19 protein-coding genes, 2 tRNA genes and 1 pseudogene are annotated in these 18945 nt (G+C 67.5%); 11 read left to right on the forward strand and 11 right to left on the reverse strand.

What is annotated here, in order from left to right; genetic code table 11:
- Positions 1-4 precede the first annotated feature (4 nt).
- A pseudogene (locus tag ABIE51_RS18450) lies at positions 5-736 on the forward strand (DNA-formamidopyrimidine glycosylase family protein); the annotation flags it as partial.
- A gap of 180 nt (positions 737-916) precedes the next feature.
- Here ABIE51_RS18450 and ABIE51_RS18455 read toward each other — a convergent pair.
- Both ABIE51_RS18455 and ABIE51_RS18460 read right to left on the reverse strand, forming a co-directional pair.
- Positions 917-1804 carry a DMT family transporter gene (locus tag ABIE51_RS18455; RefSeq protein ID WP_192632734.1) on the reverse strand — a complete coding sequence of 296 codons (888 nt, stop codon included), beginning with the start codon at positions 1802-1804 and terminating at the stop codon, positions 917-919.
- A gap of 633 nt (positions 1805-2437) precedes the next feature.
- Entirely contained in the window at positions 2438-3508 is a 1071-nt protein-coding gene (locus ABIE51_RS18460; protein WP_192632733.1) for an NAD(P)-dependent alcohol dehydrogenase, read from the reverse strand.
- A gap of 158 nt (positions 3509-3666) precedes the next feature.
- Between ABIE51_RS18460 and ABIE51_RS18465 the strand changes: the two genes are divergently transcribed.
- Positions 3667-4149, forward strand: a complete 483-nt coding sequence (locus tag ABIE51_RS18465) for a YajQ family cyclic di-GMP-binding protein (RefSeq protein WP_192632732.1) — start codon at positions 3667-3669, stop codon at positions 4147-4149.
- Between the two features lies 1 nt (position 4150).
- Entirely contained in the window at positions 4151-4687 is a 537-nt protein-coding gene (locus tag ABIE51_RS18470; protein WP_192632731.1) for a DUF1415 domain-containing protein, read from the forward strand.
- A 5-nt stretch (positions 4688-4692) separates the two neighbouring features.
- Here ABIE51_RS18470 and ABIE51_RS18475 read toward each other — a convergent pair whose 3' ends face one another.
- Genes ABIE51_RS18475 through ABIE51_RS18485 form a run of 3 tightly spaced genes read right to left on the reverse strand, consistent with a single transcriptional unit; the run spans position 4693 to position 7120 of the window.
- Positions 4693-5361 carry an HAD family hydrolase gene (locus ABIE51_RS18475; protein ID WP_192632730.1) on the reverse strand — a complete coding sequence of 223 codons (669 nt, stop codon included), beginning with the start codon at positions 5359-5361 and terminating at the stop codon, positions 4693-4695.
- A complete protein-coding gene (locus ABIE51_RS18480; protein ID WP_192632729.1) occupies positions 5358-6065 on the reverse strand; it encodes a pseudouridine synthase in 708 nt (235 codons plus the stop codon). Before ABIE51_RS18480 ends, ABIE51_RS18475 begins: the two co-directional genes overlap by 4 nt.
- Entirely contained in the window at positions 6062-7120 is a 1059-nt protein-coding gene (locus ABIE51_RS18485; protein WP_192632728.1) for a class I SAM-dependent methyltransferase, read from the reverse strand. The genes ABIE51_RS18480 and ABIE51_RS18485 overlap by 4 nt, the downstream gene beginning before the upstream one ends.
- Before the next feature lie 133 nt (positions 7121-7253).
- Here ABIE51_RS18485 and ABIE51_RS18490 point away from each other — a divergent pair, with 133 nt between their 5' ends.
- Positions 7254-7514: a hypothetical protein gene (locus ABIE51_RS18490; RefSeq protein ID WP_115841939.1), complete on the forward strand. Its 261-nt coding sequence runs from the start codon at positions 7254-7256 to the stop codon at positions 7512-7514.
- Between the two features lie 39 nt (positions 7515-7553).
- Here ABIE51_RS18490 and ABIE51_RS18495 read toward each other — a convergent pair whose 3' ends face one another.
- Positions 7554-10064, reverse strand: coding sequence for an ABC transporter permease (locus ABIE51_RS18495; protein ID WP_192632727.1), 2511 nt, complete (start codon positions 10062-10064; stop codon positions 7554-7556).
- The gene (locus ABIE51_RS18500; RefSeq protein WP_396615994.1) at positions 10061-10762 is read right to left on the reverse strand and encodes an ABC transporter ATP-binding protein; all 702 of its coding nucleotides are present in this window, start codon (positions 10760-10762) and stop codon (positions 10061-10063) included. The genes ABIE51_RS18495 and ABIE51_RS18500 overlap by 4 nt, the downstream gene beginning before the upstream one ends.
- 73 nt (positions 10763-10835) lie before the next feature.
- Between ABIE51_RS18500 and ABIE51_RS18505 the strand changes: the two genes are divergently transcribed.
- The 3 genes from ABIE51_RS18505 (at position 10836) to ABIE51_RS18515 (ending at position 12363) form a co-directional block, all read left to right on the forward strand.
- A complete protein-coding gene (locus ABIE51_RS18505) occupies positions 10836-11558 on the forward strand; it encodes an arylesterase (protein ID WP_354504693.1) in 723 nt (240 codons plus the stop codon).
- 665 nt (positions 11559-12223) lie between these two features.
- Positions 12224-12294, forward strand: a tRNA-OTHER gene (locus tag ABIE51_RS18510).
- 1 nt (position 12295) lies between these two features.
- Positions 12296-12363, forward strand: a tRNA-Leu gene (locus ABIE51_RS18515).
- Positions 12364-12378: 15 nt separating this feature from the next.
- Here the strand turns inward: ABIE51_RS18515 and ABIE51_RS18520 are convergent.
- The gene (locus tag ABIE51_RS18520) at positions 12379-12735 is read right to left on the reverse strand and encodes a hypothetical protein (RefSeq protein ID WP_192632726.1); all 357 of its coding nucleotides are present in this window, start codon (positions 12733-12735) and stop codon (positions 12379-12381) included.
- A gap of 4 nt (positions 12736-12739) precedes the next feature.
- Here ABIE51_RS18520 and ABIE51_RS18525 point away from each other — a divergent pair, with 4 nt between their 5' ends.
- Both ABIE51_RS18525 and ABIE51_RS18530 read left to right on the forward strand, forming a co-directional pair.
- A complete protein-coding gene (locus ABIE51_RS18525; protein WP_192632725.1) occupies positions 12740-13867 on the forward strand; it encodes a slipin family protein in 1128 nt (375 codons plus the stop codon).
- Positions 13868-13924: 57 nt separating this feature from the next.
- Positions 13925-15151 carry an RtcB family protein gene (locus ABIE51_RS18530; protein ID WP_192632724.1) on the forward strand — a complete coding sequence of 409 codons (1227 nt, stop codon included), beginning with the start codon at positions 13925-13927 and terminating at the stop codon, positions 15149-15151.
- A gap of 859 nt (positions 15152-16010) precedes the next feature.
- On the opposite strand, the gene ABIE51_RS18535 is transcribed toward ABIE51_RS18530, so the two are convergent.
- Together ABIE51_RS18535 and ABIE51_RS18540 are read right to left on the reverse strand one after the other, a co-directional pair.
- A complete protein-coding gene (locus ABIE51_RS18535; RefSeq protein WP_192632723.1) occupies positions 16011-16532 on the reverse strand; it encodes a hypothetical protein in 522 nt (173 codons plus the stop codon).
- Positions 16529-17101: an RNA polymerase sigma factor gene (locus ABIE51_RS18540; RefSeq protein ID WP_115841943.1), complete on the reverse strand. Its 573-nt coding sequence runs from the start codon at positions 17099-17101 to the stop codon at positions 16529-16531. Before ABIE51_RS18540 ends, ABIE51_RS18535 begins: the two co-directional genes overlap by 4 nt.
- Before the next feature lie 154 nt (positions 17102-17255).
- Between ABIE51_RS18540 and ABIE51_RS18545 the strand changes: the two genes are divergently transcribed.
- A complete protein-coding gene (locus ABIE51_RS18545; protein WP_115841944.1) occupies positions 17256-17582 on the forward strand; it encodes a DUF6249 domain-containing protein in 327 nt (108 codons plus the stop codon).
- A gap of 138 nt (positions 17583-17720) precedes the next feature.
- Here the strand turns inward: ABIE51_RS18545 and ABIE51_RS18550 are convergent, their stop codons facing one another.
- Entirely contained in the window at positions 17721-18155 is a 435-nt protein-coding gene (locus ABIE51_RS18550; RefSeq protein WP_192632722.1) for an Lrp/AsnC family transcriptional regulator, read from the reverse strand.
- A gap of 100 nt (positions 18156-18255) precedes the next feature.
- On the opposite strand from ABIE51_RS18550, the gene ABIE51_RS18555 reads away from it, so the two are divergent.
- Complete coding sequence (locus tag ABIE51_RS18555; RefSeq protein ID WP_192632721.1) at positions 18256-18870, forward strand: cysteine hydrolase family protein; 615 nt, start codon at positions 18256-18258, stop codon at positions 18868-18870.
- The last annotated feature ends 75 nt before the right edge of the window (positions 18871-18945 follow it).

The raw sequence follows: 18945 nt of genomic DNA on the forward strand, positions 1-18945 counted from the left end.
GCCCGTGCCCGAAGGTCCCACGATCGTCATCCTCCGCGAGGAGACGGTCGGATTCGAAGGGCGCGTGGTCGAGGAGGTCAGCGGCAACAGCCGGCTCGACCTCCAGCGCATGCGCGGTGAACGCATCACCGCGCTGTGCAGCTGGGGCAAGCACTTCCTGATCCGCTTCCCCACGTTCGCGATGCGCGTGCACTTCATGCTGTTCGGCAGCTATCGCATCAACGAACGTCGCGAAGCCGCACCGCGCATGAGCCTGCGTTTCGACGACGGGCAGGAACTGAACTTCTACGCATGCTCGCTGCGCTACATCGAAGGCGACCTCGACGTCGTCTACGACTGGAGCGGCGACGTGATGGCCGATGCGTGGGATCCGAAGAAGGCGCGCCGCAAGCTCAAGGCCAGGCCAACGCTTCTCGCGGCCGACGCGCTGCTCGACCAGACGATCTTTGCCGGCGTCGGCAACATCATCAAGAACGAAGTGCTGCACCGCATCCGCGTGCATCCGGAAAGCCAGGTCGGCGCGCTGTCCTCGCGCAAGCTCGGCGAGCTGATCACGCAGGCGCGCGAATACAGCTTCGATTTCCTGCACTGGAAAAAGCAGTTCGTCCTGCGCAAGCACTACCAGGTGCACACCAAGCAGATCTGCCCGCGCGACGGCACGCGGCTGTCGTATCGCGCCAAGCTCGGCCATTTCCAGCGCCGCGCGTTCTTCTGCGAGACCTGCCAGGTCTTCTATGGCGAACGATTGCCATCACCGGAACCGATCACGCGCGGTCGGAAGGCGATCTCGAAGAAAGCGACGAAAGCGCCGGCGAAGGCTGCGAAGAAAGTGACGAAGAAGGTCGCGAAGAAGACCGTCACGAAGGCCGCCAAACCTGCGGCGAAGCGAACGACCGCACGACGCGTGTGATGCTGCCTACGGGTGCTCGGCTTCCGCGTGCACCTTCTCGCGACGGATCAGGTACAGGCCGCTGGCGACGATGATCGCCGCGCCCACCCAGGTGATCGCGTCGGGTAGCACGCCCCAGAATGTCAGGTCGAACAGCACGCCCCACACCAGTGCGGTGTACTCCAGCGGCGCGATGGCGGAGGCTTCGCCCAGGCGGAATGCCTCGGTGATGGCGTACTGTCCGAACGCGCCTGCGACGCCGATGAAGGCGATGAGCCAGAAGTCCTCGCGACGGATCGCCACCCATTCCGGCCACGCCAGCGCGCCCGCGCCGAGCGCGATCATCACCATCAGCCACACCATCATCGACTGCGTGCTGTCGGTGCGCGCGAGGATGCGCACGGTGATCGCGCTGACGGCGTACATCACCGCGGCGACGAGCACCCCCAGTGCGGCGAGGCTGATCATGCCCTCGCCCGTCGGCCGCAGCAGGACGATCACGCCGATGAGGCCGACGGCGATCGCCGCCCAGCGTCGCGGCCCGACCTTCTCGCGCAGTACCGGTACCGACAGCGCGGTGATCAGCAGCGGCGCGACGAAGAAGATCGAGTAAGTGGTCGACAGCGGAAGCTTGGACACGGCGTAGACGAACGTCGCCATCATCGCCACGCCCAGCACGCCGCGCAGCAGGTGCAGCGACCAGCGCACGCGCAGCAGCGGCGCAACGCCGCCCGTCCACAGCGCCCACACCAGCACCAGCGGCAGCGATGCCGCGCCGCGCAGGGACGCCACCTGGAACGGCGGATAGTGCGTGGACAACTGCTTCAGCCCCGCATCCATCATCGCGAACATCGCCACCGCGACCAGCATGGTCAGCATGGCGCGGCCCTGGTGCGCGTTGCGGGAGAGAGACATGGCGGGAACCGGCGGGTGGGGCCCGCACTATAAGGCCAGGAGCCGCTCATCGGCGAAGGCCTTCAGCGTCACCGTCGTTGTTGCTGTTGCTGTTGCTGTTGCTGTCGAACAGCCTATTCGTCGCTAGCCCCGGAGGGCGCCGCACAGGATGTGCGGCGGTGAGCGCTGAGCCATGGATGGCGAATCGCGAACGCGCCCTTGTGCTGTCCGGTCGTCGGATTGATTTGTCGGGGAGCTGCCCTTTCTTTTGGTTACTTTTCTTTGGGCAAGCAAAGAAAAGTGACCCGAGCGCCGCAGGCGATCGGAGGCTTGGCGGGTGATTCTTCTTTTTGCTCTTCGCACGTTACAGGGAAAGCATGAAACGTCCCTGGATGGTGCCGCCATGCGGCGGCCCAGAAGCGGCCCGCCTTCGCGGGAATTACGAGCAGGAGCAACGGCAAGATGGATTCCAGCTTTCGCTGGAATGACGGTGATGTGGCTGACCGCTGCCGGAGTGCCCGGATGTTGCGGGCCTGGATCCCGGCTTTCGCCGGGATGACGGTGAGGTTCGAGCCGTCGAGAGAGTGCCCATTCGCTACGGCCCTGGGCCCCGGCTTTCGCCGGGATGACGCGAGGAGACTGCGGCAGACCAGATCAGCCCTTCAAACTCGCCAGATCGATCACGAACCGGTAGCGCACGTCCGACTTCAGCATGCGCTCGTACGCCTCGTTGATCTGGTCCATGCGGATCACTTCGATATCCGACGCCACGCCGTGCGCCGCGCAGAAATCGAGCATTTCCTGCGTCTCGGCAATGCCGCCGATCATCGAGCCGGCCAGACGGCGGCGCTTGCGGATCAGCACGCCCGCAGCCACGGACTCGGGCGCTTCCGGCAGGCCGAGCAGCACCATCGTGCCGTCGAGCTTGAGCAGGTTGAGGTACGCGTTGTAGTCGTGCTCGGCCGATACCGTGTCGAGGATGTAGTCGAAGCTGCCTGCGAGCTTCTTGAACACCTCGCCGTCGCGCGTCGCCGCGAAATCCTGCGCGCCCAGCGCGAGCGCATCGGCGCGCTTGGATTCGGACGTGCTCAGTACCGTGACGTGCGCGCCCATCGCGGCGGCGAGCTTCACGCCCATGTGCCCCAGGCCGCCGAGGCCGACCACGGCCACGCGATCGCCCGGCTTCACGCCGAAATGCTTGAGCGGCGAATACGTGGTGATGCCCGCGCACAGCAGCGGTGCGGCGCGATCGAGCGGAATCGACTCGGGGATGCGCAGCACGTAGCCGGCGTCCACGGTGATCTGCGTGGAATAGCCGCCGTAGGTCGGGCGACTGCGATCCTGGCGACGACGATCGGCATGGTCGCGCTCGAAGCTGTTGTACGTGCCGGTCATGCCGAAGTCGCAGTACTGCTGCTCGCCGGCCTCGCATGAGGGGCACTGGCGGCACGAGTCGACGAAACAGCCGACGCCGACCGCCTCGCCAAGCTTGAACGCGGTGACCTCGCCGCCGAGCTTGGCGATGCGGCCGACGATCTCGTGCCCCGGCACCATCGGGAATACCGAGCCGCCCCATCCGTCGCGCGCCTGGTGGATGTCGGAGTGGCAGACGCCGCAGTAGAGGATGTCGATCAGCACTTCGCGCGGGCCCGGCTCGCGGCGCTCGATGGTGAACGGCGCAAGCGGCGTGGTCGCGCTCAGCGCGGCGTAGGCGGGCGTGGACATGCGGTGCTCCTTCAAGGCGAATCGGCAAAGTCTAGTCGGCCCGATGTTTCCGCGCCGTGCGCCAACGGCCGTCATGCGCCGACACAGAGTTCCAACGCTGCAGCTTCGCGCCCGCTGCGCTACCCTTTGCGCCCCCGAAACGCCCTCCGGAGCGGCCCATGCCTTCCTTCGACATCGTCTCCGAAGTCGACAGCCACGAACTCACCAACGCCGTCGACCAGGCCAACCGCGAGCTCGGCACCCGCTTCGATTTCAAGGGCGTGGACGCGAAGTTCGTGCTGGAAGACCAGACCATCACGCAGTCGGCGCCGAGCGATTTCCAGCTCAAGCAGATGAACGACATCCTGCGCGCGCGCCTGATCGCCCGCGGCATAGACGTGCGCTGCCTGGAGTTCGGCGAGGTGGAAACCAACCTCGCCGGCGCGCGGCAGAAGATCACCGTCAAGCAGGGCATCGAGCGCGAACTGGCCAAGAAGATCCAGGCGTCGATCAAGGACGCCAAGCTCAAGGTCGAGAGCCAGATCAACGGCGACAAGCTGCGCGTGACGGGCAAGAAACGCGACGACCTGCAGGCCGCGATCGCGCTGCTTCGCGGCGTCGAGTTCGAACGACCGCTGCAGTTCGAAAACTTCCGCGACTGACATGAACGGCGAGGATCCCATCGCGCAAACCCGCCGCTGGCTGGAGCGCGCGGTGATCGGGCTCAACCTGTGCCCGTTCGCGAAAGCCGTGTACGTGAAGCAGCAGGTGCGCTTCGTGCTGAGCGAAGCGACGACGACCGAGGCGCTGCTCGACGAACTGACCGCAGAGCTGTCGCTGCTCGCGCAAACCGACGCGCAGGCCGTGGACACCACGCTGCTGGTGCATCCGCACGTGCTTACGGACTTCCTCGACTACAACGATTTTCTCGATCGCGCCGACGCGGCCGTCGCGGCGCTCGGACTGGAAGGCGAGATCCAGGTCGCGAGCTTCCATCCGCAGTACCAGTTCGCCGGCACCTACCCCGACGAGATGGGCAACTACACCAACCGCGCGCCGTTCCCGACGCTGCACCTGCTGCGCGAGGCGAGCATCGATCGCGCGGTGGCCGCATTCCCGGATCCGGACGTGATCGTGAAGCGGAATATCGCGACGCTGGAGGAGCTGGGCGTCGAGGGGTGGAAGCGGTTGATGGAGTAAGGGCTTTACCTCAGCGCCGGCTCGATCAATGCCCGCGCATGCATCAGCGAATCGACGATGCGGTGGCCGAGCGCACGCACGGCGTCATCGGGGATCACCAGGTCCGGCACCTGGATCGGCGTCATGCCAGCCGCGAGCGCCGCGCGCACGCCAGGCACGGAATCCTCCAGCACGACGCATTCCGACGGCGGCACGCCCAGGCGTTTCGCAGCGAGCAGGTAAATGTCCGGGGCGGGCTTGGTGTGTTGCACCTCGTTGCCGGCGATCACGTCGTGGAAGTGCGGCAGCAGGCCGGTGGTGGTGAGCTTCTGCAGCGCGCGCTCGCGGCGGGTGGACGTGACGACGGCGCGCGGGATGCCGCGTTCTTCCAGCAACGCGAGCAGTTCCAGCAGGCCGACCTTCACTGGCAGCCCCGCTTCCACGTGGGCGTCGTAACGCACCTGCAGGCCGTGCAGCAGCGACTTGAGCAGTGCCTCGTCACCCAGACGTTCCAGAAGCAAAGCGTGGCAGGCGCGATCGGACAGCCCGACGAACGACAGCCACAGCGCATCCTCGAGCTCGAGCCCGAGTTCCTGCGACGCCTCGCGCCAGCACTGCAGCAGCGCGCGTTCGCTTTCGATCATCAGGCCGTCCATGTCGAACAGGACCGCCGCGGGCGTGAAGTCGAGCGTCATGCCGCGCCTCCGAAGAGCGCATTGAGGTCGGCCGCATCGAGCATGCGCCACTTGCCGGCAGGCAGATCGCCGAGCGAAAGACCGCCGATGCGGCTGCGATGCAGCGCATCGACGTGGTTGCCGACGGCCGCGAACATGCGTCGCACCTGGTGGTAGCGGCCTTCGGTGAGCGTCAGCGCGGCGTGACGCTCGTCGTGCACCTCCAGGGCGGCGGGCGCGAGCGGCGTGTTTTCCGATTCGAGCATCAAGGTGCCGCTGGCGAATACCTCGCCCTCGTCGCCGCGCAGATCCTGCGCGAGCGTCGCTTCGTACACCTTCGCCAGCTTCGCCTTCGGCGAGACGATGCGATGCAGCAACGCGCCGTCGTCGGTCATCAGCAGCAGGCCGCTGGTGTCGCGATCGAGCCGGCCGACGCTCGACAGCAGCGGCGAACGCGCGCGGAAGCGCAGCGGCAGCAGGTCGTAGATCACGCGGCCCGGATCCTTGGTCGAGCACGTGTAGCCGATCGGCTTGTGCAGCATCAGCGTCATGCCGGCCGGCGGATCGAGCGGCTCGCCGTCGATGCGGATCGCGTCGTGGCCGACCTTGTCGTCGGCGTACAGCACTTCGCCCTGCGCATCGGTGATGCGGCCTTCGCGGAACATCGCCGCGACGTCCTTGCGGCTGCCGTAACCGAGGTTGGCGATGAGTTTGACCAGCTTCATGCAGTGCGTCCTTCGCGCGATTTCATTGCATCCACGATCTTGAATCCACCTTCCTGCGCCACCGTACGCACGTTGCCGAAATGCACATCGAGTTCGGCTTCGTACGGAAGATGGCGGTTCGCCACCAGCCACAGGCGCCCGCCGGGCTTCAGCGCCTGCGCGGCGACGGCGATGAAGCGGCGGCCGATGTCGGGGCGATCGCCTCGACCCTGCGCGTGGAACGGCGGATTGCAGACGATCACGTCGAAGCGGCCGTCGATGCCGCGCGTGACGTCGTGCCAGTGGAACTGCAGTGCAACGCGCTCGGCGAACGGCGCGAGGTTCACGCGCGCGAGGTCGAGCGCGCGACGCTCCGCTTCGTAGAGATCGACCGCGCGGATGCCCGGGCAGCGGGTGAGCAGTTCGCTGGTGAGATAGCCGTAGCCCGCGCCCAGGTCCGCCGCGTGCCCCGCCAGATCGTGCGGAAGGTGCTCGGCCAGCAGTCGCGAGGCCGCATCGATGCGATCCCACGCGAACACACCCGGGCGGCTCACGAAGCGGCCGTCGGCGATGGGGCGCGGTGCGTCGGCCTGCGCCCACTGCGCGGCGAGATCGGCGTCGGCGGGGCCCTCAAACGGCGCGGTCCAGAACACGCGGCACTTGTTCTTCGACACGTTGCCCACCGGGCCCGCGATACGCGCGAGGTCCGCCTCGGCCGACTTGGCGCCTTCGTTGTTGGGCACGCACGCGACGACGCGTCCGCCGGGCGCGCAGCGCGCGATGGCGCGTGCGAACAAGGCGCGGGATTCGTCGCGCTGGCGCGGCGGGAGGACGAGCACGAGCGGGACGCGCGAGGTCTCGTCCTCCTCGGCCAGCGACAGGCCCGAACGCTCCAGCGCATCGGCGGCAGGGCGGAAGCTCTGTTCGCACCGCAGCCCGGGCCAGGCGCGCTGGTGCAGCGGCCAGCCGTCGCGTGCACGCAGGAACAGCGCGCCGTCGGACGGCCACGCGAGCGTGCCGTCGATGAACGGCAGGAACAGGGTTTCCAGTGCGTCGTCGCCGTCTTCGGCGCGCATGGGCAGTCCCGGGCATGGAGAAAGGGTGATTGCCGTCGATTCTACCCGCGTGCGACGCCGCATCCGGCCTCGGCTTCATGCCGATTCAACGCGCGGCGCGCCACCATCGTGTAAAGCCCAAAGGAGAACCGCGATGCGCGCCCTCTTCGTCGGCGGTACGGTCGACAACAGCGAACTGGACATCGATGGCGCCGAGCCGCCGCTGCATTACCCCGAGAACACCGGCGGCGGCCGCCCTCGCTACCGCCTGCACCAGATCGGGGTACGCGACGGCGAGATCGCCTACGCCGTCTACGGCGCGCCGGAGCTCGCCACCGAAGAGGTCGACCGCGTCGTCGAGGAGCGCGATTACGCGCGTCGTTTCAGCGCACGCCCGCAGCCCGTGATGCAGTAACCCGCCTGGCCCCTCTCTGCGGAGAGGGCTGCGTGCGAATCAGCCCTGCAATTCCCGCAACGTCACCGACGGCGGCGCGTCCAGTACGCGTCGCGTGGCGAACATGCCGGCGAGCAGCGCGGCGAGCACGCCGGCCACCGCGCCGACTGCTGCCATCCGCCAGTCCGCTTCCCAGGGCAGGTCGAACACCTGCGTGGCGACCACGCCGGCCAGTAGCGACGCGGCAATCGCCGCCGTCAGGCCGGACAGCAGGCCGATCGCGATGAACTCCGACGCCTGTGCCAGTCGCAACTGGCGACGGCTGCCGCCGATCGCGCGCATCACGCCGCCTTCGAGCAGGCGCTCGTCCTGGCTCGCGCTCACCGCCGCCATCAGCACCAGCAGGCCGGCGACCAGCGAGAAGTAGAAGACCACTTCCACCACCGTGGACACCTGGTCGGCCGTGCTGCGCACCTGCTTGAGCACCGCGTCGATGTCGATGACCGACAGGTTCGGGAAGCGCGCCACCAGGTCAGCTGTGAACCGCGTGCGCTGGGGCGGCACGCTCACCGCGGTGATGTGGCTGGCGGGCAATCCGTCCATCGAGCCGGGCGAGGCGATCACGAAGAAGTTCGGCCGGAAGCTCTCCCACTCCACGCTGCGCAGGCTGGTGATGGTGGCTTCGAACGGCTGGCCGGCGATGTCGAACGCGATGCGGTCACCGATCTTCCAGCCAAGGCGCTTGGCGAATTCCTCCTCGACGGAGGCTTCGGGTTTCGCAGGCTTGCCGGTCCAGAACTTGCCTTCGGTGATGCGGTTGTCGTCGCGAAGATGGTCCGCGACCGACAGGTTGAACTCGCGTTCGGCCAGGCGCTGCGCGCGCTCGCCCTGCGCTTCGTAGTCCTTCCCGGTGACCGGCTTGCCGTTATGCGCGGTGAGGCGGCCGCGGATCATTGGATACAGCGTCGGCGCGGCCACGCCCTGCTCGGCGATGAAGGCTCGCACGGCGTCGACCTGGTCGTCCTGCACATTGATGATGAAGCGGTTGGGCGCATCCGCGGCGAGCGCGAGCTGCCAGCGGTCCAGGAGGTCCGTGCGCACGAAGGTGAGCAGCAGCAGCGCCATCAGGCCCAGCCCCAGCGCCGACACCTGCGCGATGCTCGTGGCCGCGCGACGGCTCACGTTCGCCAGACCGTAGCGCAGGCTGCCGCGCAGGCGCGAACGCACGCGGCGCACGACGAGGATCAGCGCCCACGCCAGCAGCGCGAGCACCAGCAGCGTCGCGGTGATGCCGGCGAGCATCGACAGCCCGAGCGCCGCCGAACCCGCCTTCCACCACAGCAGCGCGGCGAGGCCGACAAAGCCGGCGATGCCGACGAGCCACGCGCTCGGCTCGGTGGGATCGAGGTCGCGACGCAGCACGCGCAGCGCGGGCACGCGGCGCAGCGCGAGCACCGGCGGCGCACCGAACGCCATCAGCACGACCAGACCGACGCCGTAACCCTGCAGCGCCGGAATCAAACCCGCCGGTGGAATCGACAGCTTCAGCGCCTGCGCGAGCCAGCCCCCGATCGCCCATTGCAGCGCGAACGCGAGCAGCACGCCGATGGTGCTGGCGATGACGCCCAGCATCAGCAGTTCGCCGACCTGGATGCCGACCAGCGTCCGCTGGCTCGCGCCGAGGCAACGCATCACCGCGGTGCCGCTCAGATGCCGCGCGCTGTGGCGACGCGCGGCCATCGCGACCGCGACCGCGGCGAGCACGACGGAGACGAGCGCGGCGAGACCGAGGAAGCGGCCGGCGCGATCGAGCGCGGAGCGGATTTCAGGACGCGCGTCGGCGATGGTCTCCAGACGCTGCCCGCGCCCGAGCGCCGGCTTCGCCTTCGCGACGAAGGTCTCCACCGCGGCAGCAGGCCCCGCGACGACGAGGCGATAGCGGATGCGGCTGCCTTCCTGCACCAGCCCCGTGGAAGGCACGTCGGCGAGGTTGAGGAACACCTTCGGCGCCACGTTGAAGTAGTCGAGCGCGGCGTCCGGCTCCTGCACGACCAGCGCGGCAAGGCGGAACTGCGCGTCGCCCAGCGCGATCTGGTCGCCAGGCGTCGCGCCGAGCGTGTCGGCGCCGGCGCGGCTCATCCAGATCGTGCCGCGTGCGGGCACGCTGCCGGCATCGCGTTCGACGCCATCGCTGCCGTTGATGCGGAACGCGCCACGCAGCGGAAAGCCCTCGCCCAGCGCGCGCAGGTCGCCGAGCTGCAGACGCTCGCCGACGCGGATCATCGTCTGCAGTTCGATGGTTTCGGTGCGTTGCAGTTGCGATGCGTTGGCGGCCTCGCGCACGGTGCCGGTGATAGGCGAATCGGCGCGCACGACGGCATCGCCGCCGAGCAGTCGGTTGGCCTCGATCGCCAGCGCGCGCTCGGCGCGATCGGTAACGAAGCCGACCGCCGTAACGGCCAGCACCGCGAGCACCAGTGCTGCGATCAGGATGCGCACGTCGCCGGCCGCGAGATCCCGGCGCAGCTGGCGCCACGCGAGTCCGAACGTATTGCCCGACGTGCGGCTCACGACGCCACCAGCCGGCCGCTGTCCAGTCGCAGCAGTCGTCCGCAACGCGAGGCGAGGTGTTCGTCGTGCGTGACCAGCACTAGTGTCGTGCCGGCCTGCGCATTCAGTTCGAAAAGCAGTTCGATGATCGCCTGCCCGGTGTGCGTGTCGAGATTGCCGGTGGGCTCATCGGCGAACAGCAGCGAGGGCCGCGTGACGAACGCGCGCGCGAGCGCGACGCGCTGCTGTTCGCCGCCGGACAACTGGCGCGGGTAATGGTTCAGACGCTGGCCGAGGCCGACCTTCTCCAGGATCGCGCGAGCAGGCGCATCGACCTCGCGATCGCCGCGCAGTTCGAGCGGCAGCATCACGTTCTCCAACGCGGTGAGCGACGGAAGCAGCTGGAAGTTCTGGAACACGAAGCCGACCTTCTCGCCGCGCACGCGCGCACGCCCGTCTTCATCCAGCGTCGACAGCGTTTCGCCGTCGAGCACCACGCGACCGCTGCTCGGCGTATCCAGCCCCGCCAGCAGCGACAGCAGCGTGCTCTTGCCCGAGCCGGATGCACCGACGATCGCCACCGTGTCGCCCGGCGCGATGTCGAAGGACACATCGTCCAGGATCACCAGTTCGCCCGACGGCAGCATCACGCGCTTGCCGAGCGCGGCGACCTGAAGCGCCGCTTGTGCCTGCGTGCGCGGTGCGATGGAATCGGCCATGTTCGTCCTTATGCTCTTCTCGTTCATCGTGGGGCGGTACATTCCTGTGACCATCATTGGGAGCGCGGATTAAATGTTCTTTAAGAAGGCCATCATCGGCGGTTCCGGCGCCGTCCTCTCGGGATATGCGCGCCTTTCGCACCCCGTGCAATGTGCCATCGGCTGGGTCGTGGCGGCGTCGCTGATGCTGGCGGTTGCGTTTCCGGCGGCGGCACAGGCCGCGAAGGCCGCACCCGCCACGCAGCCGGCTCGCACGGTGCTGGTGATGGGCGATTCGCTGTCGGCCGGTTACGGGCTCGCCGCATCGCAGGGCTGGGTGTCGCTTACCGCGGACCGCATCGCGAAAACGAAGCCCGGCTGGCGCGTGGTGAATGCGAGCATCAGCGGCGAGACCACCGCCGGTGGTGCCGCGCGCATCGATGGCGAACTCAAGCGCAACAAGCCGGCGGTGGTGGTGATCGAACTCGGCGCGAACGACGGCCTTCGCGGCCTGCCGCTGGCGCAATCGCGCGCGAACCTCGACCGCATGATCACCGCATCGAAGAAGAGCGGCGCGAAGGTGCTGCTGATCGGCATGCGCATGCCGCCGAACCTCGGTCGCGAATACACGCAGGGTTTCAGCGACAACTACAGCGCGCTGGCGAAGCAGCACGGCATCGCATTGCTGCCGTTCCTGCTGGAACCCATCGCCACTGATCGCACCGCGTTCCAGGACGACAACCTGCATCCGGTCGCGAGCGCGCAACCCAAACTGCGCGATCACGTGTGGACGCAGCTCGCGCCGTTGCTGCGTTGATTCGCCAATGTTGATTTGCTGGTGCATTGCATACGACCGTTCATTTCCCGACGAACGGTCTTGCATTCGTTTTTACGAATGCGTAACTTGCGCGACCTTCGTTGCACCACACACTTTTCGAGTCAGTCGATTTCCATGAACGCCGTCGCCCACATCGCCAAGCGCCACGCACTGCAGCCCAACGGCCGCGGTCTGTGCGCGTTCGCGCCGCGACTGCGCGACGAAGGCCAGTCCATCGACTGATCTCCTGCACACGGGAGGTCGGTCACCCCGATCTCCCCGAGGCAACGCGAACGCCCTCGGGTTCACACCCGGGGGCGTTCTCTTTTCGGCGTTCGCAAAGGCCCGTTTTCAAGGCATTTCAAACAATCACAACGCGAGTGCATCGCGCATCCCGAAGCATCCGGAACATGCTGGTTTCGATGAAGGGAATGCCGTGAGCGCAACAGCGCTGCGCCTGGATGCTTCGGCGCGGGCGGCGGGCGGTTGCATTCGCACACAGGATTGACGTCACGACTCATCGCTTGCGGTGGATCGCGACGCCAATGAACGACGCATCACGCGAAACGTCCACAGCGGCGCAGGTTCGCGGCGGAAGCCGTACCTGCCCGGTGCGCGCGGCACTGCCGCTGCGTATGCCGGGATGTAGAGCGGTGCGTCGTGCCGGGACAGTAGCTCAGAGGTAGAGCAATGGCGCACGCCATCGGCCGCCGGTTCGATTCCGGCTTGTCCACCACTGGATAGCTCAGTCGGGTAGAGCATCAGGTCCAAAGCCTGAGTGTCGCGGGTTCGATTCCCGCTCCAACGACCTTTCACGTCGTTACATCGGGACGAAAGTCCCTTCATCGGAAACGCCCCTTGCGGCGTTCCGTGTCGCATCCGGCTTCATGCGGATGCGATCGGAGTATCGCAGCGGTGGATCCGCCGGGCCGTCGCCCTCGCGCATGCGTGCGCTGGCTGCACGGGTCCGTTCGCGGGCGATGTCGGCCTGCGACGCGATCCATGTCGCCATCGCATCGAATGCATCGAGCGCGACGTGCTCCGCGGATTCGGCGTCGGGGCGTTTCCAACTTTTTCCTGCGTTGCGGCGCTTTCGCCGGGCGCCAATCAAACGCGACGACCGATCCCTCGCGCACCAAGCGGATCGAAACATCAGAGCCAACAACAAGGAGGACATTCCGATGTTCTGGACCAAGAAGGTCGTGATCGGCGACGGCGAGCGCGGCCTGGTGTATCGCAACCGTCAATTCGAAGGCGTCATCGCGCCGGGTGTGCACACGTGGTTCGACCCGTTCGGCGCGGTCGAGGTGAAGGTGCACAACATCGCGCTTCGCGCCGAATACCTCGGCAGCGACGAGAACGCGCTGATCGATGCGCTGGGCACGCGCCTGGCTGAAACCTTCGTGCTCGCCGACATCGGCGTGGACGAAGTCGGCCTGGTGATGAAGAACGGCCGCCTGGAGGAAGTGCTCGCGCCGGGTTCGCGCCGCTTGTACTGGAAGGGCCCGATCGCGATCGAGGTCCGCACGCTCGCGCTGCAGGACGAGCCGGATGTGCCGACCGATGTCGCGACGCGTCTGCGCCAGCTCGGCGTGCTCGAGAAGGTCGCGGTCGTGCTGCCGGTGCCGGCGGAGTTCGCGGGCCTGGTGTTCATCGACGGCAAGCTCGCGCGCGTCGTCGGTGCGGGTTCGTACGCCTTCTGGAACTTCCGGAAGAACGTCGTGGTGCAGGCGGTCGACCTGCGCGTGCAGTCGCTCGAGGTCTCCGGCCAGGAGCTGCTCACGCGCGACAAGGTCAGCCTGCGCGTGAACCTCGCCGCAAGCGTGCGCATCGTCGATCCGGTCGCCGCGATCACGAAGGTCGGCAAGTACGCCGACTACGTGTACCGCGAGCTGCAGTTCGGCCTGCGAAAGGCGGTCTCCGCCAAGACGCTGGACGACCTGCTCGGCGACAAGGCATCGCTGGACGCCGACATCTTCGGCTACGTGCGCGGCCGCGTCGGCGAGGTCGGTGTCGAGCTGCTCGGCGTGGGCGTGAAGGACGTGATCCTGCCGGGCGAGATGAAGGAGATCCTCAACAGCGTCGTGCAGGCGGAAAAGTCGGCGCAGGCCAACGTGATCCGTCGTCGCGAGGAGGCGAACGCCACGCGTTCCCTGCTCAACACCGCGAAGCTGATCGAGGAGAGCCCGGTACTCATGCGCCTGAAGGAGCTGGAAGCTCTGGAGAAGGTGACCGAGAAGATCGACAAGCTCACCGTGTTCGGCGGCCTGGACGGCGTCATGAAGCAGCTCGTGAGCCTCAAGCAGTAAGCTTCCGTGCGGGGCGAACGGATTCGCGCCGCACGGTTTTTCACAAGGAATGGAACCATGAACACGCAACACGCTTCATTCGACCTGCTGCACGCCGAAGGTGCGACCACGCCGATCAAGGGCTGGACGCACGGCGTGCCGGTCGAGGACCAGGCGCGGCAGCAGCTGCGCAACATCACCACCCTGCCCTTCGTCGGGCCGTGGGTCGCGGTGATGCCGGACGTACACTTGGGCATCGGCGCGACGGTGGGATCGGTCGTGCCGACGAAGGGCGCGATCATCCCGGCCGCGGTCGGCGTCGACATCGGCTGCGGCATGGCCGCGGTTCGCACGACGCTGCGCGCCGACGACCTGCCCGACGACCTGTCGCTGCTGCGCAACTCCATCGAGCGCAGCGTTCCGGTCGGCAACGGTCCGGGCGGCGAGCACCGCCGGATTCCCGACAGCGTGGAGACGGCGTTGGAGAAGTCCAACCTCGTCGCGCGGCTGGCGAAGATCCGCCAGAAGCATCCGAAGATCCGTCCGGACAAGCTCGATCGCCAGATCGGCACGCTCGGCGGCGGCAACCACTTCATCGAGATCTGCCTGGACGAGGCGGACCGCGTGTGGGTGATGCTGCATTCGGGTTCGCGCGGCACCGGCAACCTCATCGGCACGTACTTCATCGAACTGGCGCGTCGCGAGCTGGAAAAGCGCGTGCTCGGCTTCCACGTACCCGATCGCGACCTCGCGTTCTTCCTAGAGGGCGAGCCGCTGTTCGACGAGTACGTCGAAGCGGTCTCGTGGGCGCAGGACTACGCGCGTGCGAACCGCGAGGCGATGATGGCGCGCGTGCTGCACGAGATGCGCCACCGCCTGCCGAAGTTCCAGACGGAGAAGTCGGCGGTGAACTGCCACCACAACTACGTGCAGCGCGAGGACCACTTCGGCGAGTCGTTGCTGGTCACGCGGAAGGGCGCGGTCAGCGCGCGCGAGGGCGAGCTCGGCATCATCCCGGGCAGCATGGGCGCACGCAGTTTCATCGTGCGCGGCAAGGGAAACGCGGACAGCTTCCACAGCTGCAGCCACGGCGCCGGCCGCGTGATGAGCCGCACCGCTGCACGCGCGCGGATCACGCTGAAGGAGCATCGCGAGGCCACCGCACACGTCGAATGTCGAAAGGACGCAGGCGTGATCGACGAGTCGCCCGCCGCGTACAAGGACATCGACGCGGTGATGGCGGCACAGCGCGACCTGGTGGAGATCGTGCATACGCTGCGGCAGGTGGTGTGCATCAAGGGGTGAGGCAGGCCGCTTACGCGGCACTGCCGCGTGGCCTGCCGAACGCACGGCCATGGATGGCCGGGCCGGGCGATCCGAAGCCGGTGCGTTGCGCCATGGATGGCAGTGGCATCCTTTCGAAGCTCGTGCTGCGCGGCACTGCCGCGCGGCCTGCCGAACGCACGGCCATGGATGGGTGATGCAGGCCGCCTACGCGGCACTGCCGGAACGCCCGGCCAGGGATGGCCGGGCCGGGCTTTCCGGAGCCTGACGTGCGGCGCCATCGATGGCATCGACTCCTCATTCGAAGCGGCGCTTCTTCAATCGCACTCGCGCTGGAAGACGTCAGTCATCCCCGCGAAGGCGGGGATCCAACGTCACGACTTGTCACGCCTTACGGAGGCCATGAGGGATCGGACAGTTGGATTCCCGCCTTCGCGGGAATGACGGCATTGTTGGAGTGAGAGAGGCTTTGGAAGCGCTCGCGCTGAAGCTGTCATCCCCGCGAAGGCGGGGATCCATCTTCACGACACATCACGACTTACGAAGAGCGTGAGAACGCGGACAGTTGAATTCCCGCCTTCGCGGGAATGACGGCCTCTTTTGCACGGGCATGCGCGCGTGATCGCACGTCCCGGCCCTCACCCCAACCCCTCTCCCGCGGGGAGAGGGGCTTTGGCATCGATCGAATCGAACGCCGTCATCCCCGCGAAGGCGGGGATCCATCTTGACGACACATCACGACTTACGAAGAGCGTGAGAACGCGGACAGTTGGATTCCCGCCTTCGCGGGAATGACGGCCTTTTTTGCACGGGCATGCGCGTGTGATCGCACGTCCCGGCCCTCACCCCAACCCCTCTCCCGCAGGGAGAGGGGCTCAACTCAAGCCAACCCCGCCGGCATCTCCACGTCCGCGCGCATCAGGCGGACCACGCCCTGCCATGCCAGCGACACCGCGAGGCAGCCGACGAGCAGCCCCGCCCAGTCGGCCGATTGCGGCGACAGCGACGGCCACAGGCTGGCGAAGGCCGGCATCCATTGCGCGCCGTACGCGGCGACCACCGCGATGACCGCGATCGCGAAGATCGCGGTGAGCACGCGGAGCAGCCAGCGTTCGAACAGTTCGCCAGCCGCGGGCATGCCTTCCACGTGGCGCACGATCTGCGCCGCGAGGTCGTAGGGCACCGGCTCCATCGCCGGCGTGCGCAATGCGCGCGCGATCAGGCGGTACTCGGCCAGGCGCGAATCGGCCGGATCGAGCGGCTGCCCGCGGCGTTCCTGTTCGAGTGCGTGTTCCTGCGCCTGCCATTCGGCTTCCAGGCGCAAGGCGTCGATGCCGCGCCAGCCGGTGCGGTGGATCGGCGGGTCTTCGCGTCCGGGCTTGCGATCGTCAGGTGTGTTCATGCGGTCACTCCCATCCGGGCCTGCAGGCGTTCGCGCAGCCGCGCCCGGGTCCGGAACAGATGGCTCTTGATCGTACCCTCGGCGAGGCCGGTGATGCGGGCGATCTCGACGATGGGTACTTCATCCAGGTGATACAGCGTCAGCAGCGTGCGCTGCAACGGCGGCAGCGATTCGATTTCCTCGTGGAGACCCGCGGCGATCTCGGCATCGGCACAGGCCGTTTCCAGATCGAAGCCGTCGCTGAGCTGGTCCAGCAGGCTGACGCCGTCGTCCTCGTCGCCCACCGGTTCGGCGATGGCGATGCGGCGCTTCTCCAGGTGCCGCTTGGCGACCGAATAGGCCACCTGCCCGATCCATGACTTCAGCGCGCTCTCGCCGCGGTACTGGTGGAGGCACTGGTGCACGCGCAGGAAGGCTTCCTGGCACAGCTCACGGGTGTCCTCCGGCTGGCGGACCATGCGCTGGATGATGTGCCAGCACAGGCCCTGGTACTCGCGCACGAGGCGTTCGAACGCGCCGGGCACGTTGCCCAGCACGGCATCCACCAGCCTGCGGTCGTCCTCGGTCACGGGGTTTCACCGGTCATGACCTTTGTGGATACGTTCAGGGGCCAGATGGTTGCAACGCGGCCTTCACGAAATTCGTTCGAGGCCGCTGCAACCGGTCGCGCGGCGGCTGTATCTCATGTCCCGTACCCCACGCCACGGCATCGAGAACACACCCATGAACTTCGAAATCCTGATCCCGATCACCCTGTTCATCTGCGTCGTCTACGCCATCAAGGTGGTCGTGGACGCGCGTACCCGCGCCAAGCTGATCGCCAGCAACGGCTCGGAAGACCTGATCCGCTCGCTGGTGCAGGCCGAAGCGCTGCAGCGCCGCCACGCCTCGCTGCGCTGGGGCATCCTGCTGCTGGCCGTCGGCCTCGGTTTCGCGCTGATCGAAGCGTTCGGCTGGACCGAGATCACCCCCGGCGTCGTCGCCGTGCTGCTCGGCGTGACGGGCCTCGGGAACCTGGCCGCCTACGCAGCCTCGCGGAAACTGGGGTGAGGCCGCGCGCTCGCGAGCCACTGGCTCGCGCGCGGCCGAACGACCGGCCATGGATGGCCGGGCCGGGCTATCCGAGGCCCGTCGCGTAAGGCCATGGATGGCTGAGCCACGTGCACCGAGCGCGGCAAGGCCTGCCAGTCACCGCCGATCCAGCGTCGTCCGCAGCACCGGCACCGTGGTGACATCGTCCACGCCCTTCAAGCCGGCGACGCGCTCGCGCAGATCGGCAAGCTCGCCCGGCGACTGCGCCTGCACCAGCACGAGCAGGTCGAGCTCGCCGGCGACGCTGTGGCACAGCCGCACCTGCGGCATCGCGGTCAGCTGCGGCATCACGTCGTCGCAGCTGAAACCGTCGGCATAACGCAGCATCAGCCACGCCTGCAGCGGATCGCCCCCACTGCCCAGCCGCACGGTGTACTGGGCGATCACGCCCGCGTTTTCCAGCCGTTGCAGGCGCTCCTGCACCGTGGTGCGTCCCAGGCCGACGGCCTTCGCGAGCGCGACCGTCGACAGACGCGCGTTGTCCTGCAGCAGCGCGATGAGCTGGCGATCGGTGGCGTCAAGGTGTTTCATCGCAACGGGAGTGCCGGTGTCGCCGGCATTCTGCCGGGTTGAGACCGGCGCTGGCGAGCGCGCATCGTGGGCACCCACCGCCCCGCGAGATCCCCGATCCATGAATGCCCCGCGTTCCGCCCTCGAACTCGACACGCGCAGCGCGCTGATTCCCATCGACGTGCAGTGCGGTTTCGACCTGCCGCCGTGGCCGCCGCGCAACAACCCGGCGATGGAAGCCAATGCGCTGCGCGTGCTGGATGCGTGGCGGCGTGCCGGCTTGCCGCTGATCCACGTGCGGCACGATTCGGTGATGGAAGGCTCGGTGCTGGCGCGCGGGCATCCGGGCAACGCGCATCGCCCGGGTTTCGTGCCGCTGGAAGGCGAGCCGCTGGTGACCAAGTCGGTCAATGCGGCCTTCATCGGTACCGATCTGGACCTGCGCCTGCGTCGACTGAACATCGACACCGTCGTGCTGTTCGGCATCAGCACGGACATGTGCGTGTCGACGACCGCACGCGTCGCGGCGAACCTGGGCTATCGCACGATCGTCATCGGCGATGCGTGCGCGTGTTTCGACCTGAAGGATGCCGACGGATCGGTGATTCCCGCCGACGCGATACAGCGCGCGCATCTGGCGACATTGCGGGCGGAGTTCGCGCAGGTGGTGGAGAGCGATGTGGTGATCGAGGCGCTGCGGGTGAGTGAGCGCGCGATCGGGGCGCGCGCGAGCTGATCGCTCTTCGCTCGTGGTTGGAGCCGCTCACGCTTCGGTAGCCCCTCTCCCGCTTGCGGGAGAGGGGTTGGGGTG

It is taken from the genome of Lysobacter sp. OAE881 (genome assembly GCF_040546665.1).
Taxonomy (GTDB): domain Bacteria; phylum Pseudomonadota; class Gammaproteobacteria; order Xanthomonadales; family Xanthomonadaceae; genus Lysobacter_J; species Lysobacter_J soli.